This window comes from Cellulomonas avistercoris (assembly GCF_014836445.1).
Classification (GTDB): Bacteria; Actinomycetota; Actinomycetes; order Actinomycetales; family Cellulomonadaceae; genus Cellulomonas; species Cellulomonas avistercoris.
In genome coordinates this window covers 234238-260515 of sequence record NZ_JACSQV010000002.1, presented here as the reverse complement: position 1 = coordinate 260515, position 26278 = coordinate 234238, and the positions used below count along the sequence as shown (strand labels likewise).

Sequence of the window (26278 nt, the reverse complement as noted above, 5' to 3'; positions counted from 1 at the left end):
CAAGAGGCGCCGTAAGGTGCACGAAAGTATCGGTGTGACGGCCGCTGTCGTGGCCCTGGTCGCAGCACCGATGGTCGGGACGACGCTGTCGTCCGCGACGGCTGCGGGCCCGGTCACGGTCCTGTCCCTCGACTTCGAGGACGGGACGTCGAGCGGCTGGGCGCAGAACGGCAACCCGACCCTCAGCTACCCGACCGACACCGTCCTCCAGGTCGCGAACCGTGTCGAGGACTGGGACGGGCTGACGTCGCCGGCCATCGCCGTCGAGGAGGGTGTGACCTACACCTTCAGCGCCCGCGCGAAGCTCGCCGACGGGACCGTCGGCACGACGTCCGCGCGGTTCCAGACCGGCGCGCCGGCCTACGACTGGATCGGCAACACCGGCGGCATCACGGCCGTGGGCTGGACGTTGATCAGCGGCACCTGGACCGCCCCCGCGACCCGGAACGAGACCATCACGTTCAGCGCGTCCGACCTCGACGGGTCCTCGGCCGCGTACACGTACCTCGTCGACGACCTGCTCGTCACGCGACCCGGCACCGACCCGGCGACGCCCGTCACGGTCGCCGCCGCCGACTTCCAGACCGAGGGCCGCGGTGGCTGGACGCAGAGCGGCAACGCGACGCTGAGCGACGTCACCCTCGGCCGCCACCTGCGGGTGGCCGACCGCGCCAACGACTACGACGGCATCAAGTCGCCCGTCACGAACTTCGAGGCCGGTGTCGAGTACACCGTCTCGGCCCGCGCGCGGCTCGCGGCCGGCACGCCCGGCACGGCCGACCTGCGGTTCGTCACCGACCCGGGCTACACGTGGATCGGCAACACGACCGTCGACGCGACGGGGTGGAAGACCGTCACCGGCACCTTCACGCCCACCGAGGACACCTCGCGTGCGCTGTTCATCGGCACCGGTGCCCTGAGCACCGGTGGCCTGTACGCCTACGAGGTCGACGACATCCGCGTCACGCGCCCGGCCCCCGTGGGCACGCCGACGCCGACGCCGACGCCGACCGCGACCACGGTCGCCGCCGCGAGCTTCGACGACGGCACCCTGGGCGACCTGCGGCAGAGCGGCACGCCGTCGCTCGCGTACGTCACCGAGGGCGAGGGCAAGGCCCTGAGCGTGACCGGCCGCGACCAGACCTGGTTCACCGCCGAGTCCGCGACCGGCATCTTCGAGGCGGGCGTCGAGTACACCTTCAGCGCGCGCATGCGGCTGCTCGAGGAGCACGCCGGCGCGATGGGGCGCTTCACGATGTACGACGGCGCCTACACGCCCGTCGGCCCCGTGGCCCTGAGCAGCACCGCGTGGGCGACCGTCACCGGGACCTACACCCTCCCGGCCGGCGTCGACGCGAGCACCGTCAAGTTCGTCCTCGAGGCGGGCACGTGGGAGGGCTCGACCCCCGGCTTCCTCGTCGACGACGTCCTGGTCACCCGCGCCACGAGCGGCACGGGCCCGGTCGACCCGGGGACGCCCCCCGCCCCCGTCACGGTCCTGAGCTCGGACTTCGAGTCCGGTGTGACGCCGTGGGTGGCCCGCAACGCCACCGTCGCGCGCACCACGACGGACGCGCACACCGGCACGGGCGCCATGCTCGTGTCGGGCCGGACGCAGAACTGGCACGGCGCGCAGACGCCGGTCAACCCGATCTTCGCCCCCGGCGGCACCTACACCATCTCGGCGTGGGTCCGGCTGGCCCCGGGCGAGGCGGACACGACCGTGAAGATGACGGTCGCCGAGCTGCCCGAGGCGTGGAACGAGGCCGCCCCGGCGGTCCCCGTGACCGACGACGCCTGGGTCCAGCTCACCGGCACGTACACGCGTGCCGCGGGCGTCACCGGCGGTGACCTGTACTTCGAGGCCGCCGGCCTGACGACGAGCTTCCTCGTCGACGACGTCACCATCGTCGGTCCGCCGGTCGCCACCGGCCCCGGCGACGGCTGGGTCCCGGACCTCGAGGGCTTCGTCCCCGGAGGTGCGGTCAACCCGACCGCCACGCCCGTCACCACCGCCCGCACGGTCGAGGGCGCGACGAACACCGCCGCGCTGACGTTCGACGACGGCCCCAACGGTGCCGACACCGCCGAGCTGCTCGACTTCCTGGCGGCGAACGACCTGGTCGCGACCTTCTGCGTCATCGGCCAGAACGTCACGGCACCGGGTGGTGCCGCGACGCTGCGGCGGATCGTGTCCGAGGGGCACACGCTGTGCAACCACGGCACGTCGTATGCGGACATGGGCGCCATGACCAAGGCACAGGTCGAGGTCGACCTCAAGGCGAACCTCACGATCATCCGCAACGCGCTGGGTGACCCGAACGCCCCGGTCCCGTACTTCCGTGCCCCCAACGGCAGCTGGGGCCAGACGGCCGCCGTGGCCGTCGCGCTCGGCATGCAGCCGCTCGGCGTGACCAACACGATCTCCGACTGGGAGCCCCTGGACGAGGCGACGCTGACCACGAACCTGCGGGCAGCCATGAAGAACGGCGAGATCGTCCTCGTGCACGACGGCGGCGGCAACCGTGCCGCGTCCGTCGCCGCGACGCGGACCGTCGTCACCGAGCGGCTCGCCGCCGGCTGGGCGTTCACGCTGCCCACGGGTGGCGCGGACGGCTCGTACGTCCCGTCGGGGAGCATCGACGCGGACTTCGAGGACAACACCCTGCAGGGGTGGACGGGGCGCGACGTCGGCAACGGCCCACCCACGGTCGACGTCGTCGAGCCCGGTCACGCGTCGAGGTACGCGGCCCGCATCTCGGACCGCGCCGGTCACGGCGAGGGTCTGATCGCGGACGTCACCGGCATCTTCGAGTCCGGTGCGACGTACGACTTCTCGGCGTGGATCAAGTTCGAGGGCGCCCCGGGCGACGTCTCCCTGACGGCCGACGTGGACAACTCGTACCCGAACCTGGTGCAGCTGACCGGCATGAAGAACGACTGGGTGCCGGTCTCCGGGACGTTCGCGATGCCGCCGTACACGACCAGTGCGCGGCTGTACTTCGAGACGCACTACGCCGGTGGCAACACGTCGACCTTCCTGGTCGACGACATCACCTTCACCCAGCGGCCCGACCCGGTGATCCAGAACGACCTGCCGGCGCTGTTCGAGTCGGTCGACGTGCCGCTCGGTGTGGCGATCGACGCCCGTGAGACCCAGCGGTCGGCCGCGGAGCTGCTCAACCAGCACTTCGAGCAGGTCACGGCCGAGAACTCGATGAAGCCGGAGAACTGGTACAACGGCCGCACGTTCGCGCCGAACGCGCAGACCAAGGCGGTCATGGACCACGCCGTCGCCAACGACCTGCGGGTGTACGGGCACGTGCTCGTGTGGCACGCGCAGACGCCGGCCTGGTTCTTCCAGGACGACGCGGGCGTGGCCCTGCCGGTCAACGACGCGAGCGCGGTGATCGTCCGTCAGCGGATGGAGGACCACATCGAGAACGTCGCCCGCTGGATCGCCGAGGAGTACGGCGACTTCGGCTCGCCGACCAACCCGGTCGTCGGCTGGGACGTCGTCAACGAGGTCATCTCCGACCAGGACCCGGACGACGGCATGCGTCGCAGCGACTGGTACAAGTACCTCGGCGAGGAGTTCGTCGACAGCGCGTTCGAGTACGCCGACCAGTACGTCAACGGCGTGTACCTCGCGCCCGGTGCGGACCGGATCCCGCTCTTCATCAACGACTACAACTCCGAGCTGAAGAGCAAGCAGGACCGGTACTACGCGCTGGTCCAGCGGCTCCTCGAGCGTGACGTCCCGATCGACGGCGTGGGCCACCAGTTCCACGTCTCGCTGTCGGTGCCGGTCTCGTTCCTCGAGGGCGCCCTGGAGCGGTTCTCCGGCCTGGGGCTGCTGCAGGCGGTCACGGAGTTCGACGTCACCACGGGCTCCCCGGCGACGGAGGCCCTGTTCATCGAGCAGGGCTACTACTACCGGGACGCGTTCGAGGCCTTCCACCGGTACGAGGACCAGATGTTCTCGATCACCGTGTGGGGCCTGTACGACACCCGGTCGTGGCGGAACTCCAGCGGTGGGCCGCTCGTCTTCGACGAGGGCATGCAGGCGAAGCCGGCCTACTACGGCATCGTCGGCAGCGACCTGCCGGCGCGGATCCGCACGGCCGCCTCGTTCGCCGGGGACGTGGCGCTCGACGCCGACGCCGCCGCCGACGTCGCGTGGCAGCAGCTCCCGCTGCACGACGTGGACGGGCAGGTCGGCTTCCAGACCCGCTGGGCGCCGGACCACCTGACGGTGTACGCCGCCGTGAAGGACGCCTACGACACCCTCGAGGTGCAGGTCGGTGACGAGACCTACGCGTTCTCGCGCACCGGCTCGGGTGACGTCGAGGGCGTCGTGTCCGACACCGCCGACGGGTGGGCCGCCGTGGTCCACGTGCCGGTGGCTGCCGAGCTGGGCGACGTCCTGCAGGTCGACGTCCGGGTCGTCGACGGCGACACGGTGGTCGGCTGGAACACGCCCGGTCACCTGGGCGAGCTCTCGCTGGTCGATCCGCTGTCCACGGTCGAGGTCGTGAAGACCGCGACCGAGCCGACGGTCGACGGCGAGGTGGACCCGCAGTGGCAGGACGCGGCCACGGTCTCCACGGGCAAGCAGGTCGACGGCGCACCCGGTGCGACCGCCACCGTCCGGACCCTGTGGAGGGGCAGGACGCTGTTCGTCCTGGCCGACGTCGTGGACGCCACACCGGACACCTCCGCCACGGCGGCCCACGAGAAGGACTCGTTCGAGATCTTCCTCGACGCGGGGAACTTCAAGAACCCGACCTTCCGGTACGACGACCTGCACGTGCGGGTCGACGCAGCGGGCGGGGTCACCATCGGTCAGGGTGACCAGGGGTTCCACATGGCCCGGGTCCAGGCCGAGGTCGTCACGACGGCCACCGGCTACCGTGTGGAGGCGGCCGTCGACATGCTCGACCAGTACGTCGGCCTCGGCACGTTCCACGGCCTGGACTTCCAGGTCAACGACGCGACCGACGGCGCGCGCACCTCGGTGCGCACGTGGGCGGACCCGACCGGTCTGGGCTTCCAGTCGCCGCAGCGCTGGGGCGTGGCACAGCTCGTGTCGTCGCTCACGCCGCCGGTCGACGGCGTCGAGCCGTCGCTGTCCCTCTCGCTCCCGGCCGTGAAGGCCGGCGGCGCTGTGACGGTGGACCTCGCCGGGTTCACGCCCGGTGACACGGTGACGATCGCGCTCGGCGCGGGCGTCACGGCCACGGGTGGCGCCGGTGGTGTCGGTGCCGCGGTCGCGGCACCGGCGGGCACCACGGTGCTGGGCTCGGTCGTCGTGGCCGGCAACGGCGCGGCGTCGCTCACGGTCACCATCCCGGCGACGCTCGCGGCGGGCACGTACCGCATCGTGGCGGCCGTCGGCGGCGACGTCCTCGCGGAGGGCGCGCTGACCGTCCTCGCGGCGGACGCGGCGGCAGGCCCGGGTGGTGCGGCGACGCCGCCGGCCCGTGGCGGCAGCCTCGCCACCACGGGTGCGGGCCTGGGACTGGGCCTGCTGGGTCTCCTGGTGCTGCTGACGGGCGCGTTCCTGCTCGTCGTGCGTCGCCGGGGCCACCTCGCCTCCGAGGTGGGCCGCACGCTGCGTCGCTGACGCAGCGCGTCCCGGGGGCCCTCCCACCCCCGGGACGCACCCGACGGAGCCCCACCGGCAGGTACCCCCCTGCTCGCCGGTGGGGCTTCGTCGTGCGCGCCGGCACCGCGCCCCCGACCCCGCTGAAACTTTCGGCCTCGATCCGACATCCATCTACGTGCTGGGACCGCTTCCCCCTGGTCGGATGACCAACTCGGCGCGTACGGTGGGTCCGAACCGGACTTTCCGTGCGCAAGGGAGCGTCAATGAGTCGGACCAGGCACCGTCGCGTGCTCGAAACTATCGGATTCGGTGCGGTTGCGGCGGCCCTCGTCGCCGCACCCCTCGTGGCGGTCGGCTCCGCCGCGGGTGCCGCCGAGCCCGGGGTCGTCCTCGGCGTCGACTTCGACGACGAGACGACCGGCGACTGGACCCGCAGCGGCGAGCCCGTCCTCGGGTACGTCGACGCCGGCGACGGCAAGGCCCTCGAGGTCGCCGACCGCACGACGGACTACGACGGCATCTCCTCGCCCGAGGTCGCCTACGAGGCCGGCGTGGCCTACTCCTTCACGATGCGTGCCCGGCTGCCCGAGGGCACCGAGGGCACGGCGGGCATCCGCTTCGTCGTCGCCACGGACTACACCTGGGTCGGCAGCACCACGATCAGCGACGACGCGTGGACCACGGTCTCCGGGACGTACACGCCCGCCGAGGACGTGACGCGCGCGGTCTACCTGGGCACCGGTGACCTCTCCGGTACCGAGGCAGGCACGCCCTACACCTACCTCGTCGACGACATCGAGATCACGCGCGAGGGTGCCGGCTCGGAGCCCGAGGTCGTCCTGAGCAGCGACTTCGAGGCGGAGGTCGCGCCGTGGGTCGGCCGCGGCGCCGCCACGGTCGCGCGCACGACCGACGACGCACACGCCGGTGACGCGAGCATGCTCGTGTCCGGCCGGACGGCCGGCTGGCACGGCGCGGCGACGCCGATCGCGTCGCTGTTCGCCGCGGGGGCGACGTACGACATCTCGGCGTGGGTCAAGCTCGCTCCGGGCGAGGAGGCCACGACCGTCAAGGCGACCGTCGCCGAGACCCCCGAGGCGTACACGCAGGCCGCCCCCGCGGTCGACGTGACGGACCAGGAGTGGGTCGAGCTCACCGGCACGTACACGCGCGGCGCGGCCGTCACCGGTGGCGACCTGTACCTCGAGGCGGGCGGCGAGACGACGATCTTCCTCGTCGACGACGTCGTCATCACCGGCCAGGCCGTCACCGACGACTGGGAGCCGGACCTCGAGGGCTTCGTGCCCGGGGGAGCGGTGGACCCGACGAGCACGCCCGTGGGTGCCGCGCGCGGCACCGGTGACGTGGCCGCGCTGACGTTCGACGACGGCCCCAACGGCGCCGACACGACCGAGCTCCTGGACTTCCTCGCCGAGAAGGACATCGACGCGACGTTCTGCGTCATCGGCTCGCAGGTCACGGCGCCGGGCGGTGCGGACGTCCTGCGCCGGATCGTGTCCGAGGGCCACACGCTGTGCAACCACAGCACCGGCTGGGCCGACATGGCCGGTTACACCAAGGCACAGGTCGAGGCCGACCTGAAGGCGAACCTGCAGATCATCCGTGACGCTCTCGGCGACCCCGAGGCGAAGGTCCCGTACTTCCGCGCACCCAACGGCTCGTGGGGCCAGACCATCCCGGTGGCCGTCGCGCTCGGCATGCAGCCGCTCGCGGTGTCGAACACCATCAACGACTGGGCGACGCAGGACGAGGCCGAGCTGACGGCCAACCTGCGCACCGCCATGCAGCCGGGCCGCATCGTGCTCGTGCACGACGGCGGCGGCGACCGCGCGGCGTCGATCGCTGCGACGAGGACCGTCGTGACCGAGCGCCTCGCCGACGGCTGGACGTTCACGCTGCCCCAGGGCGGCGCGGACGGCTCCGGCTCCGGCGTCGAGCTGGCGTTCGACTTCGAGGACGGCACGCTGCAGGGCTGGACGCCGCGCGCGACCGAGGACGGCGCCGCGACGGTCGCCGTGGTCGAGGGCGGCCACGACTCGGCGCAGGCCGCGCAGGTGTCCGACCGCGTCCACCAGGGCCAGGGCATCCAGTACGACGTCACCGGGCTGCTGGCCGCGGGGTCGACGTACGAGTTCGAGGCGTGGCTCCGGTTCGACGGCACGCCGGGCGACATGACGCTCAGCGCACGCACGGAGACCGGCGGCACGAGCACCTACGGCAACCTCCTGGCGATCACCGGCGTCACGCAGGAGTGGACCCGCGTCAGCGGCAAGTTCTCGCTGCCGGCGTACGAGACGGCCGCCGAGGTCTACTTCGAGACCGCGTGGGACAGCGGCAACCCGGGCAACACCTCGACGTTCCTCGTCGACGACATCGTGTTCCGCACGCCGCCGCCCGCGACCATCGAGGACATCACGCCGCTCAAGGACACCGTCCCGTTCCCCATGGGCGTCGCGATCGACAGCCGGGAGACCCAGGGCGACCCGGGCACGCTCACGCAGCGGCACTTCAACCAGATCTCGGCCGAGAACCACATGAAGCCCGAGGCCTGGTACGACGCCGAGGGCGGCTTCCGGATCCACCCGGAGGCGACGGCGCTGATGGACTCGGCCGCCGCGAACGACATGCGGGTCTACGGCCACGTGCTCGTGTGGCACAGCCAGACGCCCGCCTGGTTCTTCCAGGACGACGCCGGGCAGCCGCTGACGGCGGACGCCGCGGGCCAGGCGGTGCTGCGCGAGCGACTGCGCACGCACATCTTCGACATCGCCGGCAACCTGGCGGACACGTACGGCGCGTTCGGGTCGGACACCAACCCGCTCGTGGCCTGGGACGTCGTCAACGAGGTCGTCTCCGACGGCGCCGAGAACCCCGACGGGCTGCGACGCTCCGAGTGGTTCCGGATCCTCGGCGAGAACTTCATCGACCTCGCGTTCCAGTACGCCGACGAGGCGTTCAACGAGGAGTACGCGGCGCCCGGCACCGACCGTCCCGTGACGCTGTTCATCAACGACTACAACACCGAGCAGTCCGGCAAGCAGGACCGCTACTTCGCGCTCGTCGAGCGGCTGCTCGCCCGCGGGGTGCCGGTCGACGGCGTGGGCCACCAGTTCCACGTCAGCCTGTCGCTGCCGGTCTCGGCGCTCGAGGCGGCGATCGAGCGGTTCGAGGCGCTCGACGTCGTCCAGGCCGTCACCGAGCTCGACGTCGCCACCGGCCTGCCGGTGACCGAGGCCAAGCTCATCGACCAGGGCTACTTCTACCGCGACGCGTTCGACATCTTCCGGTCGCACGCCGACTCGCTGTTCTCGGTGACCGTGTGGGGCCTCAACGACGGCCGCAGCTGGGTCAACGACAACGGCGCACCGCTGCTCTTCAACGACGACCTGCAGGCCAAGCCCGCGTACTACGGCGCGGCCGGGCAGGACCTGCCGGACCGCATCCGCACCGCGACGGTGTTCGGCGGTCAGGTCGCGCTCGACGCGGACGCGACGTCCGCGGTCGAGTGGCAGCAGCTGCGGCTGCTGGACATCGGCGAGGCGGGCGCGTTCCAGCTCCGCTGGACCGCGGACACGCTCACGGTGCTCGCGGACGTCGACGGCGACGCCGACGCCCTCGAGGTGCAGGTGGGCGACACCACCTCCACCTACGCGCGTGACGGCTCGGGTGACGTCGACGGTGTCGACGCCGACCGGACCGGCGGCTGGCGTGCGGTCGTCCACGTGCCGCTCGACGGCGCGACGGTGGGCAGCACGCTGTCGTTCGACCTGCGGGTCGTCGACGGTGACGAGGTCACCGGGTGGGCGACCGCCGGTGCGACCGGGACGCTGAGCCTCGTCGAGGAGCTCTCGTTCCACGAGGCCCCGCAGGCCTCGACGGCACCGGTGGTCGACGGTGAGCTCGACGGGGTCTGGGCCGACGCGGAGCCCGTCACGTCGGCCAAGCAGGTGTCCGGCACTGGCACGGCCGTCGGCGAGTTCCGGACGCTGTGGGCGGACGACACGCTGTACGTCCTGGCCGAGGTCACCGACCCGGACATCGACGTGACGGGGTCCGACCCGTGGATCCAGGACTCGGTCGAGATCTACGTCGACGCCGGCAACTACAAGAACGGCACGTACCGACCTGAGGACATGCAGATCCGCGTGTCGGCGGAGAACGTGGTGTCGTTCGGCACCGGCGACGAGGCCGCACAGCAGGCGCGCGTGCGGACCGCGACGTCGCGCACCGACGAGGGCTACCTCGTCGAGCTCGCCGTCGACCTGCTCGACGCGGGTGGCCTCGACACCTTCCACGGCGTGGACTACCAGGTCAACGACGCCAGCGCCGGAGCGCGCCTCGGCATCACGAACTGGGCCGACCCGACGGGTGCCGGCTACCAGTCGAACGCCCGCTGGGGCGTCGTCCGGCTCGTCGCCGCGGAGCCCGCACCGGGTCCCGCGACGGGCGTGCCCGCCAAGCCGCTCCTGTCGCACGACAACTGGGACGGTGACGGCTCCTTCACGGTGACGTCGACGGTGTGGTGGGGGCAGAACGCCCACACCCTGACGCTGCTGGAGAACGGCGCGCCGATCGCCACGCAGCGCGTCGTCGACGCGACGCCCAAGGCCCAGACCGCGACCTTCGAGGTCACGGGCAAGGCCAACGGCTCGTACTCCTACGAGGTCGTCGCGACCAACCAGCACGGCGCGACCACGAGCCGTGCGCTGGTCGTGCGGGTCGTCGCCGCGAGCCCCGGCATCCCGGTGGTCGTGCACGACAACTGGGACGGCAACGGCAGCTACACGGTCTCCATGCACATGTGGTGGGGCACCAACGCCGACACGTACCGCCTCTACGAGAACGGTGTGCTGGTCGACACCCAGACGCTGACGCCGAACGGCCGCAACCCGCAGCACGCCGGGACGCGGTTCACGGGCAAGGCCAAGGGCACCTACACGTACACCGTGGAGCTGTCGAACGCGGCGGGGACGACCCGCAGCCTGCTGTCGATCCCCGTGGTCGTCTGGCGCTGACCCTCCCGACCCGGCCGGGGTGAGGCGCCCCCCCCCCCGGCCCCTCCCCGGAGCCCCACCGGCTGTTCCCCCCCGACAGCCGGCGGGGCTCCGTCATTTCGGGACGAATCGTCGCCCGGGTCACCCGAACGGACCATTCCCGAAAGTTATCGATCTCGATTCTGCAACCATCCGGGCGAGGGTCCAGGAGCACCCTGGCCTTTGCGCAGTTCGCCGCATACGGTGGCCGAGCGAATGAGACTTACTGCACGCAAGGGAGCGTCAATTGAGTCAGACCCGGCACCGCAAGGTGCTCGAAACTATCGGCGTCGGGGTGGCGGCTCTCGCTCTCGTCGCCGCGCCCCTCGTGGCCGTCGGCTCCACGGCGACCGCGGCCGAGCCCCAGGTCGTCTACGACATCGACTTCGACGACTCCTCCACGCTGCCGTGGACGCAGAGCGGTGACGTCACCCTGGGGTACGTCCCCGTGGACGGGAACACGGTGCTCGAGGTGGCCGACCGCACCCAGGACTTCGGGGGCATCCAGTCGCCGGAGTTCACGACCGAGGCCGGCGCCACCTACACGTTCTCGCTGCGCGCCCGGCTGCCCGAGGGCACGGCGGGCACCGCGAACCTCCGCTTCGTCGTCACCCCCGAGTACACGTGGGTCAAGGACACGACGATCTCCGCGGACGGCTGGACGACCATCAGCGGCACCTACACGCCGACGGACGCCGCACCGCGCCGGATCTACCTCGGCACGTCGGCGCTGAGCTCGTCGGCCGGCGCGTACGCGTACCTCGTCGACGACCTGCTCGTCACGAAGGTCGCGCCGGACGCGCCGCCGCCCGCGGGCGGGACCGTCGACAAGACGTTCGACTTCGAGGACGGCACCCTGCAGGGCTGGGCGCCGCGCGCGAGCACGGACGCTCCCGCGACCGTCGAGGTCGTCGACTCCGGCGCCCACGGCGGCACCCACGCGGTCCGCGTCAGCGACCGCGTGAGCCAGGGCCAGGGCCTCCTGTACGACGTCACCGACGTCCTCACGGCCGGCCAGCAGTACGAGTACGAGGCGTGGGTGCGGTTCGACGACGAGCCCGGCGACATCGTGCTCAGCGTGCGCACCGAGACCGACGGCACTAGCACGTACGGCAACATCGCCACGTCGACCGTGACGACCGACTGGACGCGGATCTCGGGCACCTTCACGATGCCGAGCTTCGGCACCGCGGCCGAGGTGTACTTCGAGACGCCGTACGCGAGCGGTGCTGCGGGCGACACGTCGACGTTCCTGCTCGACGACATCCGGATCACGAGCCCCGAGCTGGAGGTCCAGGACCTCACGCCGCTGCACGAGACCGTGCCCTTCCCGATGGGCGTCGCGATCGACGACCGCGAGACGGTCGGTTCGCCGGGCGAGCTCGCGGCGCGGCACTTCGACCAGATCACGGCCGAGAACCACATGAAGCCGTACGCCTGGTACGCCGCTGACCGCTCGTTCCGCATGGACCCGGTCGCCCGGACCCTCCTGGACACGGCCGTCGAGGAGGACCTGCGGGTCTACGGGCACGTGCTCGTCTGGCACGGCCAGAACCCGGGCCAGGTCGACGCCAACGACGACGGCATCCCGACCACCCCGGGCTGGATGTTCTACGGGGAGGACGGCGAGCTGCTCACGTCGAGCGAGGAGGACCAGGCGATCCTGAGCGCGCGCATGCGCACGCACATCTTCTCGGTCGCCGAGGCGATCTCGGACGAGTACGGCCTGTTCGGCTCCGACACCAACCCGCTGGTCGCGTGGGACGTCGTCAACGAGGTCATCGCCGACGGCGCCGAGAACCCCGACGGCATGCGTCGTTCGCAGTGGTTCAACGTGCTGGGTGAGGAGTTCGTCGACCTGGCGTTCCGGTACGCGGACGAGGCCTTCAACGAGGAGTTCGCTGCCCCGGGCACCAACCGCCCCGTCACGCTGTTCATCAACGACTACAGCACCGAGGCCGTCGCCAAGCAGGACCGCTACTTCGCGCTCGTCGAGCGCCTGCTGTCGCGCGGCGTGCCGCTGGACGGCGTCGGCCACCAGTTCCACGTCAGCCTGACCACCCCGGTCGCCGCGCTCGAGGCCGCGCTCACGCGGTTCGAGGCGCTGCCCGTCACGCAGGCCGTCACCGAGCTCGACGTCGCCACGGGCACGCCCGTGACGGAGGCCAGGCTCGTCGAGCAGGGCTACTACTACCGCGACGCGTTCGACCTGTTCCGCGCCAAGGCGGACTCGCTGTTCTCGGTCACGGTGTGGGGTCTCTACGACTTCCGCAGCTGGGTGAGGGACAACGGCGCCCCGCTGCTGTTCGACGACAACCTGCGGGCCAAGCCCGCCTACTACGGCGCGGCCGGGCTCGACCTGCCGGGTCGGATCGCGTCCGCCGAGTCCTTCGGCGGCGAGGTCGCCGTCGACGACGCAGCGGTGGACGCACCCGAGTGGGAGCAGCTGCCGCTCGAGCCGATCGGCGAGGACGGCGTCGCCGGGGGTCTGCAGACCCGCTGGACGGCGGACGCGCTGACCGTGCTGGCCGAGGTGCCGGCGACGACGGACGCCCTGCGCGTCACGATCGGCGAGGCGACGTACGACGTCCCGCGCAGCGGCGAGGGTGACCTGCCGAGCGTCTGGGCGGAGCACGGCGACGGCCTGCGGGTCGTGCTGCAGGCGCCGCTCGAGGGTGCCGAGGTCGGCGACGTGCTGGCCTTCAACCTGGGCGTCGTCCAGGGCGAGGACGTCACGTCCTGGTCCGGGGGCGCCGGCTCGCTGTCGCTCGTCGAGCCGCTGTCGTACCTCGAGGTCCCGGCCGCGTCCGCGGGCGTGCCCGAGGTCGACGGGACGGTCGACGACGCCTGGGAGGGTGTCCCGGCCGTCGTGACGGCCAAGCAGGTCAACGGCACGGGCACCGCGACGGCCTCGGTCCGCACGGTGTGGGACGAGGACACGCTGTACGTCCTCGCCGAGGTCACCGACCCGTCGGTCGACGTCAGCGCCACGCAGCCGTGGGAGCAGGACTCGGTCGAGGTCTACGTCGACGCCGGGAACGCCAAGAACGGCGCGTACCGCCCGGAGGACACGCAGATCCGCATCTCGGCGGACAACGCCGTGTCGTTCGGCACGGGTGACATCGCCGCCCAGCAGGCCCGCGTGCAGACCGCGACGTCGCGCACCGACGAGGGCTACCTCGTCGAGCTCGCCGTCGACCTGCTGGACCTCGGGGGTGCGAACACCATCCACGGCGTCGACTTCCAGGTCAACGACGCGACCGGTGGCGGGCGCATCGGCATCACCAACTGGGCCGACCCGACGGGCCAGGGCTACCAGTCCACGGCCCGCTGGGGCGTCGCGAAGCTCGTCGCCGGTCCGGTCGAGCCGGTCGAGCCGAGCATCACGCTCAGCAGCGGCCAGGTGCGTGCCGGTGAGCAGCTGCAGGTGACCCTCGAGGGCTTCGAGCCCGGTGCCGAGGTCGCGATCGCACTCGGTGCGGGCGTGACCGCGACCGGTGCGCTCGGTGGTCCGGGTGCCGCGGTGGCCCCGGAGGGCACGACGCTCCTGGGCACCGTCACGATCGGCGGTGGCGGCACGGCCGTCACCACCGTGACCGTGCCGGCGTCCACCGCGGCGGGCACCTACCTGGTGAGCGCGTCGGTCGGCGGCACCGTCCTGGCGGACGCCGTGCTCAGCGTCCTCGCGGCGGCACCGGGGGCCGGGTCCGGCACGGGTGCCGGCACCGGCGCAGGCGCCGGTGCGGGGACGGCGGCCGGGGGCAACCTCGCCGTCACCGGTACGGGCCTCGGCCTGGCCGGTCTGGCGCTCCTCGTCATCCTCGCCGGCGTCGCGCTGGTCGTGGCACGCCGCCGCGGGATGACCCTCGAGGGGGTGCGCGCGACCCTGCTGCGGAGCTGACCCGCACCAGCGGGCCGGGGTGACACGTCACCCCGGCCCACACGGGCCCCGCCGGCTGATCCCCCCCGACAGCCGGCGGGGCTTCGTCGTGCCCCCACCGGTGCCTGTCGGCCGGCGCACCACTACGGTGTGGCCCGTGACCGATGCGCAGCTGCCCGCGGACGACGCCGACACCCACCGACGGGCCGACGGCCCCGTGCTCCCGGGGGACCTCGGGCCCGAGCCGCTGGCGATCACCCGCCTCGTCGCGGTCGCCCTCGACGAGGACCTGGGCCCCGCACCCGGCCGCGACGTCACGACGCAGGCCACGGTCGACGCCCGCGCCCGCGGCCGCGCCGACGTCGTGGCCCGCGAGGCCGGTGCGATCGCCGGGCTCGTCGTCGTCCCCGAGGTGCTCGACCAGGTCGCCGACCGGCTCGACCTGCCGCACGCCACGGTGACGTGGCACGTCCAGGACGGTGCCGTCGTCGAGGCCGGCACGGTCCTGGCCACGCTCGAGGGGCCCACGCAGGTGCTCCTCGTCGCCGAGCGCACGCTGCTCAACCTCGTCTCGCGCGCGTCGGGCGTCGCGACGCACACGCACCGCTGGACGCAGGCCCTGAGCGGCACCGGGGCGCGCGTCCTCGACACGCGCAAGACGACGCCCGGGCTACGCGCGCTCGAGAAGTACGCCGTGCGGTGCGGCGGCGGCACCAACAAGCGCATGGGCCTGTTCGACGTCGCGATGGTCAAGGACAACCACGTCGTCGCCGCGGGGTCGGTCGCCGCGGCCGTGCGGGCCGTCCGCGAGCGGTTCCCCGACGTCGCCGTGCAGGTCGAGGTCGACCGGCCCGAGCAGGCCGACGAGGCCCTCGACGCGGGCGCCGACTTCCTGCTGCTCGACAACATGGGCACCGCGACGCTCGCGGCCACCGTCGCGCTCGTCCGCGCCCGCGAGGGGAGCGCGGGCCACGTCGAGCTGGAGGCCACGGGCAACCTCACGCTGGACCGCGCACGCGAGGTCGCACTGACGGGCGTCGACTACCTCTCCGTGGGGGCCTTGACGCACTCGTCGCCGATCCTCGACGTCGCGCTCGACCTCGACCCGCGATCCGTGACCGCACCCGTGGACGTCCGCGCCGACGTCCCGGCCGGCGCGGCCTCCGCCGTCCCGGCACCCGCCCGGGAGCCGGCTCCGCGCCCGTAGAATCGCCGGGTGACCGCACCCACCGAGCCCGCCACGACCGTGCAGGACCCTGACGCCGCCCACCCCGCCGTGGACGACGTCCCCGAGCAGATCCGGGTCCGCAAGGCCAAGCGCGAGCGGCTCCTGGAGGCGGGCGTCGACGCCTACCCGGTGGCGGTCCCGCGCACCCACACGATCGCCGAGGTGCGCGCCGCGTACCCGGACCTCGAGCCGGGCACCGAGACGGACGACGTCGTGGGCGTCGCCGGCCGCGTCGTGTTCCTGCGCAACACCGGCAAGCTGGCGTTCGCCACCCTGCAGGACGGCGCCGGGACCCGCCTGCAGGCGATGCTCAGCGAGAAGGAGATCGGCGCCGACGCGCTGACCGCGTTCAAGGCCGACGTCGACCTGGGCGACCACGTGTTCGTGCACGGCCGCGTCATCGCGTCGCGCCGCGGCGAGCTCAGCGTCATGGCCGACGAGTGGCGCATGGCGGCCAAGGCGATCCGGCCGCTGCCGAACCTGTACGAGGGCACCGAGATGTCCGAGGAGGCGCGCGTCCGGCAGCGTTATGTCGACCTGATCGTGCGTCCGGGTGCGCGCGAGATGGTGCGCCTGCGTTCGGCGGTCGTGCGGTCGCTGCGCGAGAACTTCTACCGGCGCGGATTCCTCGAGCTCGAGACCCCCATGCTGCAGGTGCGTCCCGAGGGTGCGGCGGCGCGGCAGTTCGAGACCCACATGAACGCCTTCGACATCGACCTGTTCCTGCGGATCGCACCCGAGCTGTTCCTCAAGCGGGCGGCCGTCGGTGGTGTCGAGAAGGTCTTCGAGATCAACCGGAACTTCCGCAACGAGGGCGTCGACTCCACGCATTCCCCGGAGTTCGCGATGCTCGAGGCGTACGAGGCCTACGGCGACTACGACACGATGGCGGCGCTCACGCAGGACCTCGTGCAGACCGCCGCCATGGACGCGCTCGGCACGACGGTCGTGACGCTCGCGGACGGCACCGAGTACGACCTGGGCGGGCAGTGGACGTCCCTGACGATGTACGGGTCGCTGTCCGAGGCGCTCGGCGAGGAGATCACGCACGACACGTCCGACGAGCGCCTGCTGGCGCTGCTCGCCGCGGCGGAGATCGAGCTGGCGCCCTCCCAGCGCAACCACGGCAAGCTCGTCGAGGAGCTGTGGGAGCACCACGTGGGCTCGACGCTGTGGGCGCCGACGTTCGTGCGGGACTTCCCCGTCGAGACGTCGCCGCTGACGCGTGACCACCGCACCGAGCGTGGGCTCGTGGAGAAGTGGGACCTCTACGTCCGCGGCATGGAGCTGGCCACGGCCTACTCCGAGCTCGTCGACCCCGTCGTGCAGCGCGAGCGCTTCGAGGCGCAGGCGCTGCTGGCGGCCAAGGGCGACGACGAGGCCATGCGGATCGACGAGGACTTCCTCACGGCGATGGAGCACGCCATGCCACCGTCGGGCGGCATGGGCATGGGAATCGACCGCCTGCTCATCGCCATGACCGGTCACGGCATCCGTGACACGATTGTCTTCCCGCTCGTGAAGCCGCAGGTCTGATGTTGTCATTGATGGAGGTCTCGTGAACGGGTGGGGTGCAGTTCTGGCGGCGTTGCTTCCGTCGGTCGGTGTCGGTCTGATCTTCTGGTACGGCATGCGCGCGATCATCAACGCCGACCGTGCGGAACGTCAGGCGCTCGCCCGGATGGACGCGGACGCCGTTCGGACGGACGTCGAGGAACCCTGAGAATTCGCCGTTCCGTTTGACGCGAACAAACGGCGGGTGCGACAGTGGGGATGTCAGCATTTTCCCCATGTCCGGGAGCATTTCATGGCACAGAAGGTGCAGGTCCTGCTGGTCGACGACCTCGACGGCGGGACGGCGGACGAGACCGTGACCTTCGGTCTCGACGGCGTGACGTACGAGATCGACCTCACGTCCGACAACGCCGCCAAGCTGCGCGACGCGTTCGCGCAGTGGGTCGGTAGCGCACGCAAGGTGAGCGGCCGGTCCTCCGGTCGCTCGGCGGGTCGCTCCACGTCCTCGTCGTCGCGCGGTGCGCGCTCGAACGAGGCGCAGGAGATCCGCGAGTGGGCCAAGGCCAACGGTCACCAGGTCTCGGAGCGGGGTCGCATCTCCGCCGAGGTCAAGCAGGCCTACGACGCCGCTCACTGAGCGAGACGTCTCGCGTCACGTCGGGGAGGCGTGACGCACGCGAAGGGGCCGGCCCCGCACAGGTGCCGGCCCCTTCGTCGCCCCCACCCCCGATGGTGAGAGAGCAATCCAGCCGCCTCGCCCACCCGCCCGGGCGACTCGATCGCTCTCTCACGCCCGGGAGGGGTGGGGGAGGGGTGGGGTGGTGGGCTGGATTGCTCTCTCACGCCCTTGGGGGTAGCCCTAGGTGGTGAGAGAGCGATCCGGCTCGGGTCAGGCCGGGCGGTCGACCGTCAGGTCGCGGGCCGCGGCGTACTGCTCGCGGACGACCGGCGTCGGCTGACCCGTCATGACCTCGGCGCCGGACGACGCCGACCACGACGGCGGGGCGTCCTGACCGGACAGCACCCACGCGGCCTGCCGCGCGGCACCGTCGGCGACGTACTCGCCGGGCGTCGGCACCTGCACGTCGACCCCCATGATCGACGGGATGATGCGGCGCACGGCCTCGGACTGTGCGCCGCCGCCGATGAGGAACACGCGCTCGACCGGCACGCCCACGGCGCGCATGGCGTCGATGCCGTCGGCGAGGGAGCAGAGCATGCCCTCGACCGCGGCGCGCGCGACGTGCGCGGGCGTCGTGTTCGCCAGGCGCATGCCGTGCAGGGCGCCGGTGGACATCGGCTTGTTCGGGGTGCGCTCACCCTCGAGGTAGGGGATGTGCACGAGGCCGTCGGCACCCGCCGGGGCGGCGAGCGCGAGCTCCGAGAGCCCCGGGTGGTCGACGCCGAGCATCCGGCAGGCCGCGTCGAGCACGCGCGAGGCGTTGAGCGTGACCGCGAGGGGCAGGTAGGAGCCGGTCGCGTCGGCGAACCCGGTGACCAGACCCGTGCCGTCGGCGATCGGCGCGGACGCGATGGCCGAGACCACGCCCGACGTCCCGAGGGACACCGCGACGTCGCCCGGCAGCAGACCGAGCGCGAGGGCGGCTGCGGCGTTGTCGCCGGCGCCCGGGCCGAGCACGGGCTTCAGCGCGAACGCGGGCGCGACCGGGCCGGCCTCGTTCGCGGCGAGCACGCGCGGCAGACGCGGCACGCTGCCGAGCGCCATCTCGAGCAGGTCCGTGCGGTAGTCCTCGGTGAACGGCGACCAGTAGCCCGTGCCCGACGCGTCGGACCGGTCCGTGATGAGCCCGTCGAACCCGACCCCGGCCATACCGCCCGCGAGCTTCCACGTCAGCCAGTCGTGGGGGAGGGCGACCGCGGCGACGCGTGCGGCGTTCTCCGGCTCGTTGTCGCGCAGCCACCGCAGCTTGGTCACCGTGAGCGAGGCGACGGGGACGGACCCGATCGCGTCGGCCCACGCCTGGGCACCGGCGGCGACGTCGCCGTCACCGAGCTCGGAGATGAGGTCCCGCGCGGCCTGCGCCGAGCGCGTGTCGTTCCACAGCAGCGCCTCGCGGATCACCTCGCCGTCGGCGTCGAGCACGACCATGCCGTGCTGCTGCCCGCCGACGCTGATCGCCTCGACGTCGTCGAGACCGCCCGCATCGGCGATGGCCGTCTGCAGCGCGTCCCACCAGTGGTGCGGGTGCACCTCGGTGCCCTCCGGGTGCCGGGCGCGGCCCTGCCGCACCAGCTCACCGGTCCGTGCGTCCCGCACGACCACCTTGCACGACTGCGTGGACGAGTCCACACCTGCCACGAGCGTCATCGCGTGTGCTCCCTTGCGCCAGATGCCCGGCGCTGCCGGGCGTGAGGTGTCCGAGCGGTCGTCGGGCCGGCCCGCTCGGACGTCGGGTGCCGGGACGGGCGACGCCCGGGGAGCGCGAGGCTCCCCGGGCGTCAGGTGGTGCTCAGGTCAGCCGCGCGCGCCCATGGCGTGCTCGACCGCGAGCTGGTTGAGGCGGACGAAGCCGAAGCCGTGCTTGGCGACCTCCTCGACGTCGAAGTCCTCGAACGCGGAGCGGTCCGCGAGGAAGTCCTCGAGCGACTCGCCCTCGTTCAGCGTGGGCTTCGCGAGCTCGAAGACGCCGGCGGCCTCCATGGCCTCCTGGACCTCGGGGTCGGCGCGGAACGCCTGCGCCCGCTCCTTGAGCAGGATGTACGTCGACATGTTGGCGGCGGCCGAGGCCCACACGCCCTCGAAGTCCTCGGTGCGCGAGGGCTTGTAGTCGAAGTGCACCGGGCCGTCGTACTTCGGGCCGCCGCTGGGGAAGCCGTTCTCGACGAGGTCGACCGTCGCGAACGCGGAGAACAGGTCGCCGTGGCCGAAGACCAGGTCCTGGTCGTACTTGATGCCGCGCTGGCCGTTGAGGTCGATGTGGAAGAGCTTCTCGGCCCACAGCGCCTGCGCGAGGCCGGTCGTGTAGTTCAGGCCGGCCATCTGCTCGTGGCCCGTCTCCGGGTTGAGGCCGACGATGTCGCCGTGCTCGAGCTTGGCGATGAGGCCGAGCGCGTGCCCGATCGTCGGGAGCAGGATGTCGCCGCGGGGCTCGTTGGGCTTGGGCTCGATCGCGATGCGCAGGCCGTAGCCCTTCTCCTTGATGTACGCCGCGACGGTGTCGATGCCGTCGGCGTACGCCTGGTGCGCCGCGTAGAGGTCCTTCGCGCTGTCGTACTCGGCGCCCTCGCGGCCGCCCCACATGACGAACGTGTCGGCGTCGAGCGAGGCCGCCAGGTCGACGTTGCGCAGGATCTTGCGCAGCGCGTAGCGGCGCACGCGGCGGTCGTTCGACGTGAACGCGCCGTCCTTGAAGACGGGGTGCGTGAACGTGTTGGTCGTGACCATCTCGACCGTGATGCCGGTGTCGGCCAGCGCGCCGCGGAAGCGGTCGAGGATCTTCTCGCGCTCGGCGTCCGAGGAGCCGAACGGGACGACGTCGTCGTCGTGGAAGGTCACGTGCGAGGCGCCGAGCTCGGCGAGCTTGTGCACGGACTCGACCGGGTCGAGCCACGGGCGGGTGGCGGCGCCGAACGGGTCCTGCGCGTTCCAGCCGACGGTCCAGAGACCGAAGGAAAACTTGTCTTCAGGGGTGGGCTTGCGAACCATGGACGCCTCCACGTCGAGTGCGGACCGGACGCACGTCACCGAGCGACCGGGTTTTGTTCTCGGGATGAATTTATCCCCGGGAGTCGATAGGGTCAAGCCATGCCGAGGGTGGACGACGAACCCGGCGCTCGCGCCGTCGACGTCGCCGCCGCAACCCCGCAGCAGCCTGCGGCGGCCATCCCGGACGACGCCCCGCGCACGCGCGAGGGCCGGGCGGCCGAGCGCGTCCCGGACCGCGGACGGGCCGCGCGGCAGGCCCAGATGCGCACCCACAACCTGTCCGTGACGCTCGCGCAGGTCGTCGACGCGCCGTCGCCGCCCTCCCGCGCGCAGATCGCCTCGGCCACCGGCCTGGCACGCGGCACGGTCACCGGCCTGGTCGACCTGCTCATCGAGGCCGGCCTCGTCCGCGAGCTCGACCCCGTCGTCGTCGCCCGTGCCGGACGCCCCGCCGTGCCGCTCGCGCCCACGCCCGGTCGCGTCGCGGGCGTCGGCATGGAGGTCAACGTCGACTACCTCGGGCTGCGGGCCGTGGACCTCGCGGGGGGTGTGCTCGTCGAGACGGTCGAGCGTGCCGACCTGCGCGGCAGCGACCCCGACGCCGTGCTGGACCGGCTCGCGCAGCTCGCGGCACCGGTCCTGGCGTCGCTCGCGGCCGACGGCGTCCGCGTCGCGGGCACCGCGCTCGCCCTCCCCGGCCTGGTCGACCGCGTCACCGGGCCCCTGCGCTACGCGCCGAACCTCGGGTGGCGCGACGTCGACGTGGTCGGACGCCTCGCGGCGCACCCCGTCCTCGCGGACCTGCCGCCACGCGTCGCCAACGAGGCGAACCTCGCCGCACGCGCCGAGGCCCACGCGCGCCGAGGGCGCGTCGCGCCGTCGTTCCTCTACGTGTCGGGCGAGGTCGGCGTCGGTGGTGCGCTCGTGCTCGACGGCGAGATCTTCCTGGGCCGGCACGGCTGGGGCGGCGAGATCGGGCACGTCGTCGTCGACGGCGGCCTCGACGGCGCGCGCCCGGTGTCGCTCGAGCAGCGCGCGGGCCAGGACGCCATCGCCCGGGCCGCCGGGCTGGCACCCGGGGCCCCGTTCGCGGACGTCGTCGCCGCGCTGGCCGCCGGTGACGCCCGCGCGCGGCAGGCCGTCCGCGGTGCCGCACGCTGGCTGGGCCTCGCGGTCGCGACCGTCGCCAACGTGGTCGACGTCAGCGAGGTCGTGCTCGGCGGGACCTTCGCGCTCGTCTACGACGACGTCCAGGACGTCGTCCGCGAGGCGCTGGCCGACCGCGTCATCTTCGCCGACTGGTCGGCCCCGTCCGTGTGCCGCTCGGCCGCGGGGGACTACCCGGCGATGACGGGCGGCGCGCTCGCGGTCCTGCGCACGGTCGTCTCCGACCCGACCCCCTGGTTCGCGACGACCTCCTGAGACGAGGCGGGCCGGGGCGGCTCTGCGTAGGGTCCTGACGTGAGCGCGACGACACCCCTGTGGATCGGCACCTTCCCGCACGCCGGCATCGGCACCGCGGCCGGGCTCGGCGAGGGGGTGTGGCGCGTCGACCTCGACGAGACGACGGGTGCGCTGGGCGAGCCGCGGCTCGTCGTCGAGACCCCCGCGCCGACGTTCGTCGCGACGCACCCCGGCGGCCGGTGGCTGTACGCGGTGGGGGAGAGCGACCCCGGGTCGGTGACGGCGTTCGCGGTCGACGACGACGGCGGCCTGACCGCGCGCGCCACCGTCGCGTCCGGCGGCGTGGCGCCCTGCCACCTGCTCGTCGTCGACGACACGCTGTACGTCGCCAACTACGTCGACGGCGTCCTGGGCGTCGTGCCGCTGACGCCCGACGGTGCCTTCACCCCGGAGGTCGTCGCGTCCGGACGTCCCGCGCAGACGTTCGACCACGTCGGGACGGGCCCGCAGACGGACCGCCAGGAGGGCCCGCACGCGCACTTCGTCGCGCTGACCCCGGACCGCCGGCACGTCCTGGTCGCGGACCTCGGCACCGACGAGCTGCGGCGGTACGCCCGCGGCGACGACGGTCTGCTCACCCCGGACGGCGTCGCCGCCACCCTCGGCCCGGGCACCGGTCCCCGGCACGTCGTCTTCGCCCCCGACGGCTCGCGGCTCTACGTCGCGGGCGAGCTCGACGCGAGCGTCCACGTGCTGCTGTGGGACGCGCCCACCGCCACGGGCACCGCGGTGCAGCAGGTGCCGGCCGTCCCGCAGGAGGAGTCCGCCGACGGTGTGCGCCGCTCGCCGTCGCACGTCCTGCTCGACGGCGACCGGCTCCTCCTGGGCGTGCGTGCCCTGGGGCTGCAGGGTCCGGACGTCGTCAGCGTGTTCGACGTGCACGCCGACGGCTCCCTCGCCGAGCCGCGCACGCAGCCGCTCGGCGGCCCGACGCCGCGTCACCTCGAGGTCGTGCACGGCTGGACGGTCGTCGCGCTGCAGGACGCGCACGCGCTCGTCGTCCACGACCCGCACGGCGCCGAGGTGTCCCGGACCGGCCTGCGCTCGCCGGCCTGCGTGGTGCCCGTCGCGCCCCGCTGAGGTCGCCCCCGCGCCAGGGAGTAGCGTCGCGCGCGGCGGCCCCCGTGCCGTCGTCCGCACCACCGTCCCTGGAGGAGTCCCATGTCCCACGCCCCGAGCGACGCTCCGGCCGCCCCCGGCCCACGGCTGACCTCCGCGCAGGTGTGGGCGACCGTCGCGCGCCAGCCGTTCGTCGTCGTCGGGATGGTCAACCGCCGCGGCGAGGGCCGCAGCGTCGGGGTCTCCCCGGCCGTGGAGGGCGACGACCTGTGGTTCGCCGCCGCCGCGACGGACTGGAAGGTCGCGCACCTGCGGCACCAGCCGGAGGTGTCCGCGACGGTCCCCGTCCGCCGCGGCGGACTGCTCGCGCTCGTCGCGCCCATCCCGCCGGCCACCATCACGTTCCGGGCGACCGCGCAGCTGCTGACGCCCGACGACGCGCCCGACGCCGTGCGCCGCCGCCTGCTGCGCGGCGTGACCGAACCGGACGGCGAGCGTGGCGGTGTGGTCCTGGTACGCCTGACGCCCCACGGCGACTTCGTCACCTACGGCATCGGCGTGTCCCTGCGCGTCATGGCCGACACCGAGCGCGCACGCGGCCGCGTCCCCGTCGCGCGCGGCTGAGCGGGCCGTCGCGGCCACCGGCACCCCGCGGCGCGCCGCTGCGCCGCGGGTGACAATGGTCCGGTGACCACCGACCGAGCGCCGCGCGTCGCCATGCTCTCGGTGCACACCTCCCCGCTCGACCAGCCCGGCACGGGTGATGCGGGCGGCATGAACGTGTACGTCCTGGAGCTCGCGCACGCGCTCGCGGCCCGCGGTGCACGCGTCGAGGTGTTCACGCGCGCGACGCGGTCCGACAGCCCCGAGACGGTCGTGCTCGACGGCGCCGACGCCGCGGGGCGCCCGCTGTCGCCGCACGACGCGCGCGACGTCCTGCTCGCGGACGACGTCCCGCCCGGCGTGACGCCGCCCGTGCTCGTCCACCACGTGCCGGCCGGGCCCTTCGAGGCGCTCGACAAGAACGACCTGCCGGGCGTGCTGTGCGGCATGGCCGCCGGCGTCCTGCGGTCCGAGGCGGCACGTCGTCCCGGCTGGTACGACGTCGTGCACTCGCACTACTGGCTGTCGGGGCAGGTCGGGGCGATCGCGGCGCAGCGCTGGGAGGTGCCGCTCGTGCACACGGCCCACACGCTGGCCAAGGTGAAGAACGCGAGCCTGGGCCCCGGTGACACCCCCGAGCCGAGCGTCCGCGTCGTGGGTGAGGAGCAGGTCGTCGCGGACGCCGACGCGCTCGTCGCGTCGACGTCCGTCGAGGCGCGCGAGCTGGTCGACCTCTACGGCGCCGACCCGGCGCGCGTGCACGTCGTCGAGCCCGGGGTGGACCTCGACCGCTTCCGGCCCGGCCCGCCGGGTGCGCGCGACGAGGCCCGACGGCGCCTCGGCCTGCCGACGGACCGGCCCGTCGTGCTGTTCGCGGGGCGCGTCCAGCCGCTCAAGGCCCCGGACGTCCTGGTGCGCGCCGTCGGGGCGCTGCGCGCGAGCGGGCGGCCCGTGCCGCTGCTCGTGGTGCTCGGCGGCCCGTCCGGCCGGCTCACCGCGGTGCGCGAGCTGCGCGCGCTGGCCGTCACGCTCGGCGTCGACGACGACGTGGTCGTCCGCCCGCCCGCCCCGCGCGACGAGCTCGTCTCGTGGTACCGCGCCGCGGACCTCGTGGCGATGCCGTCGCGCTCGGAGTCGTTCGGGCTCGTGGCCGTCGAGGCGCAGGCCAGCGGCACGCCCGTGCTCGCGGCGGACGTCGGCGGCCTGCGGACCGTGGTCGACGACGACGTCTCGGGCCGGCTCGTCCCGGGCCACGACCCCCAGGACTGGGCGGACGTCATCGCGGCCGCGCTCGCGGACGACGAGCGCCGCGCCCGCTGGGCCGTCGGCGCCCGTCAGGTGGCCGAGCGCTACGCGTGGCCCACGGCCGCCGACCAGGTCCTCAAGGTCTACGACATCGCCGCCGAACCCACCCGCTGACCCCCGGGGCGCCTGCCCGCTCCCCGGACCGGTTGCGCGCCCTGCTCACGCGGCATGCACTGGACCCACGGGGGGCGCGTTATCCGAACGGCGCCACGGACCTGCGATGGAGCACCGTCATGGCACTCGACAGCTTCACGATCATCATCAACTCGTACGACAACGTGGAGGACGCGCTCGCCGACTACGACGCGGCGAAGGAGCTGTACCGGACCTGGGACCTGGCCGACACCTACGACGCCGCCGTGGTGACGCACCGCGAGGACGGCAAGGTCAAGATCGTCAAGCGACACGAGCAGCCGGTGGTCCAGGGAGGTGCTGCGGGGCTCGGCATCGGCCTCGCCGTCGGGGCGCTCAGCGCGCTGTTCCCGGCGGTCGTCATCGGCGCCGGGCTGGCGTGGGGCGCGGGCGGCGGACTGGTCGTGGGCGCTCTCGCGGGGCACGTCGTGGCCGGCCTGAGCCGCAAGGACCTCAAGGAGCTGGGGGAGCACCTCGACGAGGGCCACAGCGCCGTCCTGATCGTCGCGGCGGAGGACGTCGAGGCCCGGGTCGACGAGGCCCTGAGCCGTGGCAGCAAGCTCCTGAAGAAGGAGCTAAAGGCGGACCGCAAGGAGCTGGAGGCGGCTCTCGCCGAGGCGAGCTCGACCAGCGTCTGAGCCGTCGCCCGCGCACCGACCTCGCGGGAGCAGGGGTGGACGAGGACCGTCCGGCCCCGGGCGGTGGCGCGCTCACGGCCGCGCCCCCGCCCGGGGGGTCGGGCCTGTCGCGGGGCCCAGGGGAC

The 26278-nt window shown here is 73.0% G+C and carries 14 protein-coding genes; 12 read left to right on the top strand and 2 right to left on the bottom strand.

Going from position 1 to position 26278, the window contains the following annotated elements; translation table 11 throughout:
• The first annotated feature begins 34 nt into the window (after window positions 1–34).
• The 7 genes from H9657_RS03470 to H9657_RS03440 all read left to right on the top strand — a co-directional run bounded on the left by H9657_RS03470 (window position 35) and on the right by H9657_RS03440 (window position 17922).
• A complete protein-coding gene (locus tag H9657_RS03470; RefSeq protein WP_191780370.1) occupies window positions 35–5626 on the top strand; it encodes an endo-1,4-beta-xylanase in 5592 nt (1863 codons plus the stop codon).
• A 245-nt stretch (window positions 5627–5871) separates the two neighbouring features.
• A complete protein-coding gene (locus H9657_RS03465) occupies window positions 5872–10644 on the top strand; it encodes an endo-1,4-beta-xylanase (RefSeq protein WP_191780368.1) in 4773 nt (1590 codons plus the stop codon).
• A 265-nt stretch (window positions 10645–10909) separates the two neighbouring features.
• Window positions 10910–14563 (top strand): endo-1,4-beta-xylanase, encoded by a 3654-nt coding sequence (locus H9657_RS03460; protein ID WP_191780367.1) that lies wholly within the window; start codon window positions 10910–10912, stop codon window positions 14561–14563.
• Between the two features lie 196 nt (window positions 14564–14759).
• Complete coding sequence (gene nadC / locus H9657_RS03455) at window positions 14760–15749, top strand: carboxylating nicotinate-nucleotide diphosphorylase (protein WP_318241287.1); 990 nt, start codon at window positions 14760–14762, stop codon at window positions 15747–15749.
• A 69-nt stretch (window positions 15750–15818) separates the two neighbouring features.
• Complete coding sequence (gene lysS / locus H9657_RS03450) at window positions 15819–17306, top strand: lysine--tRNA ligase (protein WP_191780740.1); 1488 nt, start codon at window positions 15819–15821, stop codon at window positions 17304–17306.
• A gap of 22 nt (window positions 17307–17328) precedes the next feature.
• Entirely contained in the window at window positions 17329–17493 is a 165-nt protein-coding gene (locus tag H9657_RS03445; protein ID WP_191780365.1) for a hypothetical protein, read from the top strand.
• A gap of 84 nt (window positions 17494–17577) precedes the next feature.
• Window positions 17578–17922: a histone-like nucleoid-structuring protein Lsr2 gene (locus H9657_RS03440; RefSeq protein WP_191780363.1), complete on the top strand. Its 345-nt coding sequence runs from the start codon at window positions 17578–17580 to the stop codon at window positions 17920–17922.
• Window positions 17923–18174: 252 nt separating this feature from the next.
• On the opposite strand, the gene xylB is transcribed toward H9657_RS03440, so the two are convergent.
• Both xylB and xylA read right to left on the bottom strand, forming a co-directional pair.
• Window positions 18175–19614 carry a xylulokinase gene (gene xylB, locus H9657_RS03435; RefSeq protein ID WP_191780361.1) on the bottom strand — a complete coding sequence of 480 codons (1440 nt, stop codon included), beginning with the start codon at window positions 19612–19614 and terminating at the stop codon, window positions 18175–18177.
• A gap of 147 nt (window positions 19615–19761) precedes the next feature.
• The gene (gene xylA, locus H9657_RS03430; RefSeq protein WP_191780359.1) at window positions 19762–20952 is read right to left on the bottom strand and encodes a xylose isomerase; all 1191 of its coding nucleotides are present in this window, start codon (window positions 20950–20952) and stop codon (window positions 19762–19764) included.
• Between the two features lie 99 nt (window positions 20953–21051).
• Here xylA and H9657_RS03425 point away from each other — a divergent pair, with 99 nt between their 5' ends.
• The 5 genes from H9657_RS03425 (at window position 21052) to H9657_RS03405 (ending at window position 26153) form a co-directional block, all read left to right on the top strand.
• Window positions 21052–22374: an ROK family protein gene (locus tag H9657_RS03425; RefSeq protein ID WP_225214532.1), complete on the top strand. Its 1323-nt coding sequence runs from the start codon at window positions 21052–21054 to the stop codon at window positions 22372–22374.
• Between the two features lie 39 nt (window positions 22375–22413).
• Window positions 22414–23496 carry a lactonase family protein gene (locus H9657_RS03420; RefSeq protein ID WP_191780357.1) on the top strand — a complete coding sequence of 361 codons (1083 nt, stop codon included), beginning with the start codon at window positions 22414–22416 and terminating at the stop codon, window positions 23494–23496.
• 81 nt (window positions 23497–23577) lie between these two features.
• Window positions 23578–24099 (top strand): hypothetical protein, encoded by a 522-nt coding sequence (locus tag H9657_RS03415; protein WP_191780355.1) that lies wholly within the window; start codon window positions 23578–23580, stop codon window positions 24097–24099.
• 63 nt (window positions 24100–24162) lie between these two features.
• Window positions 24163–25497, top strand: a complete 1335-nt coding sequence (locus H9657_RS03410) for a glycosyltransferase (protein ID WP_191780353.1) — start codon at window positions 24163–24165, stop codon at window positions 25495–25497.
• Between the two features lie 119 nt (window positions 25498–25616).
• Complete coding sequence (locus H9657_RS03405) at window positions 25617–26153, top strand: DUF1269 domain-containing protein (protein ID WP_191780351.1); 537 nt, start codon at window positions 25617–25619, stop codon at window positions 26151–26153.
• Window positions 26154–26278 lie beyond the last annotated feature (125 nt).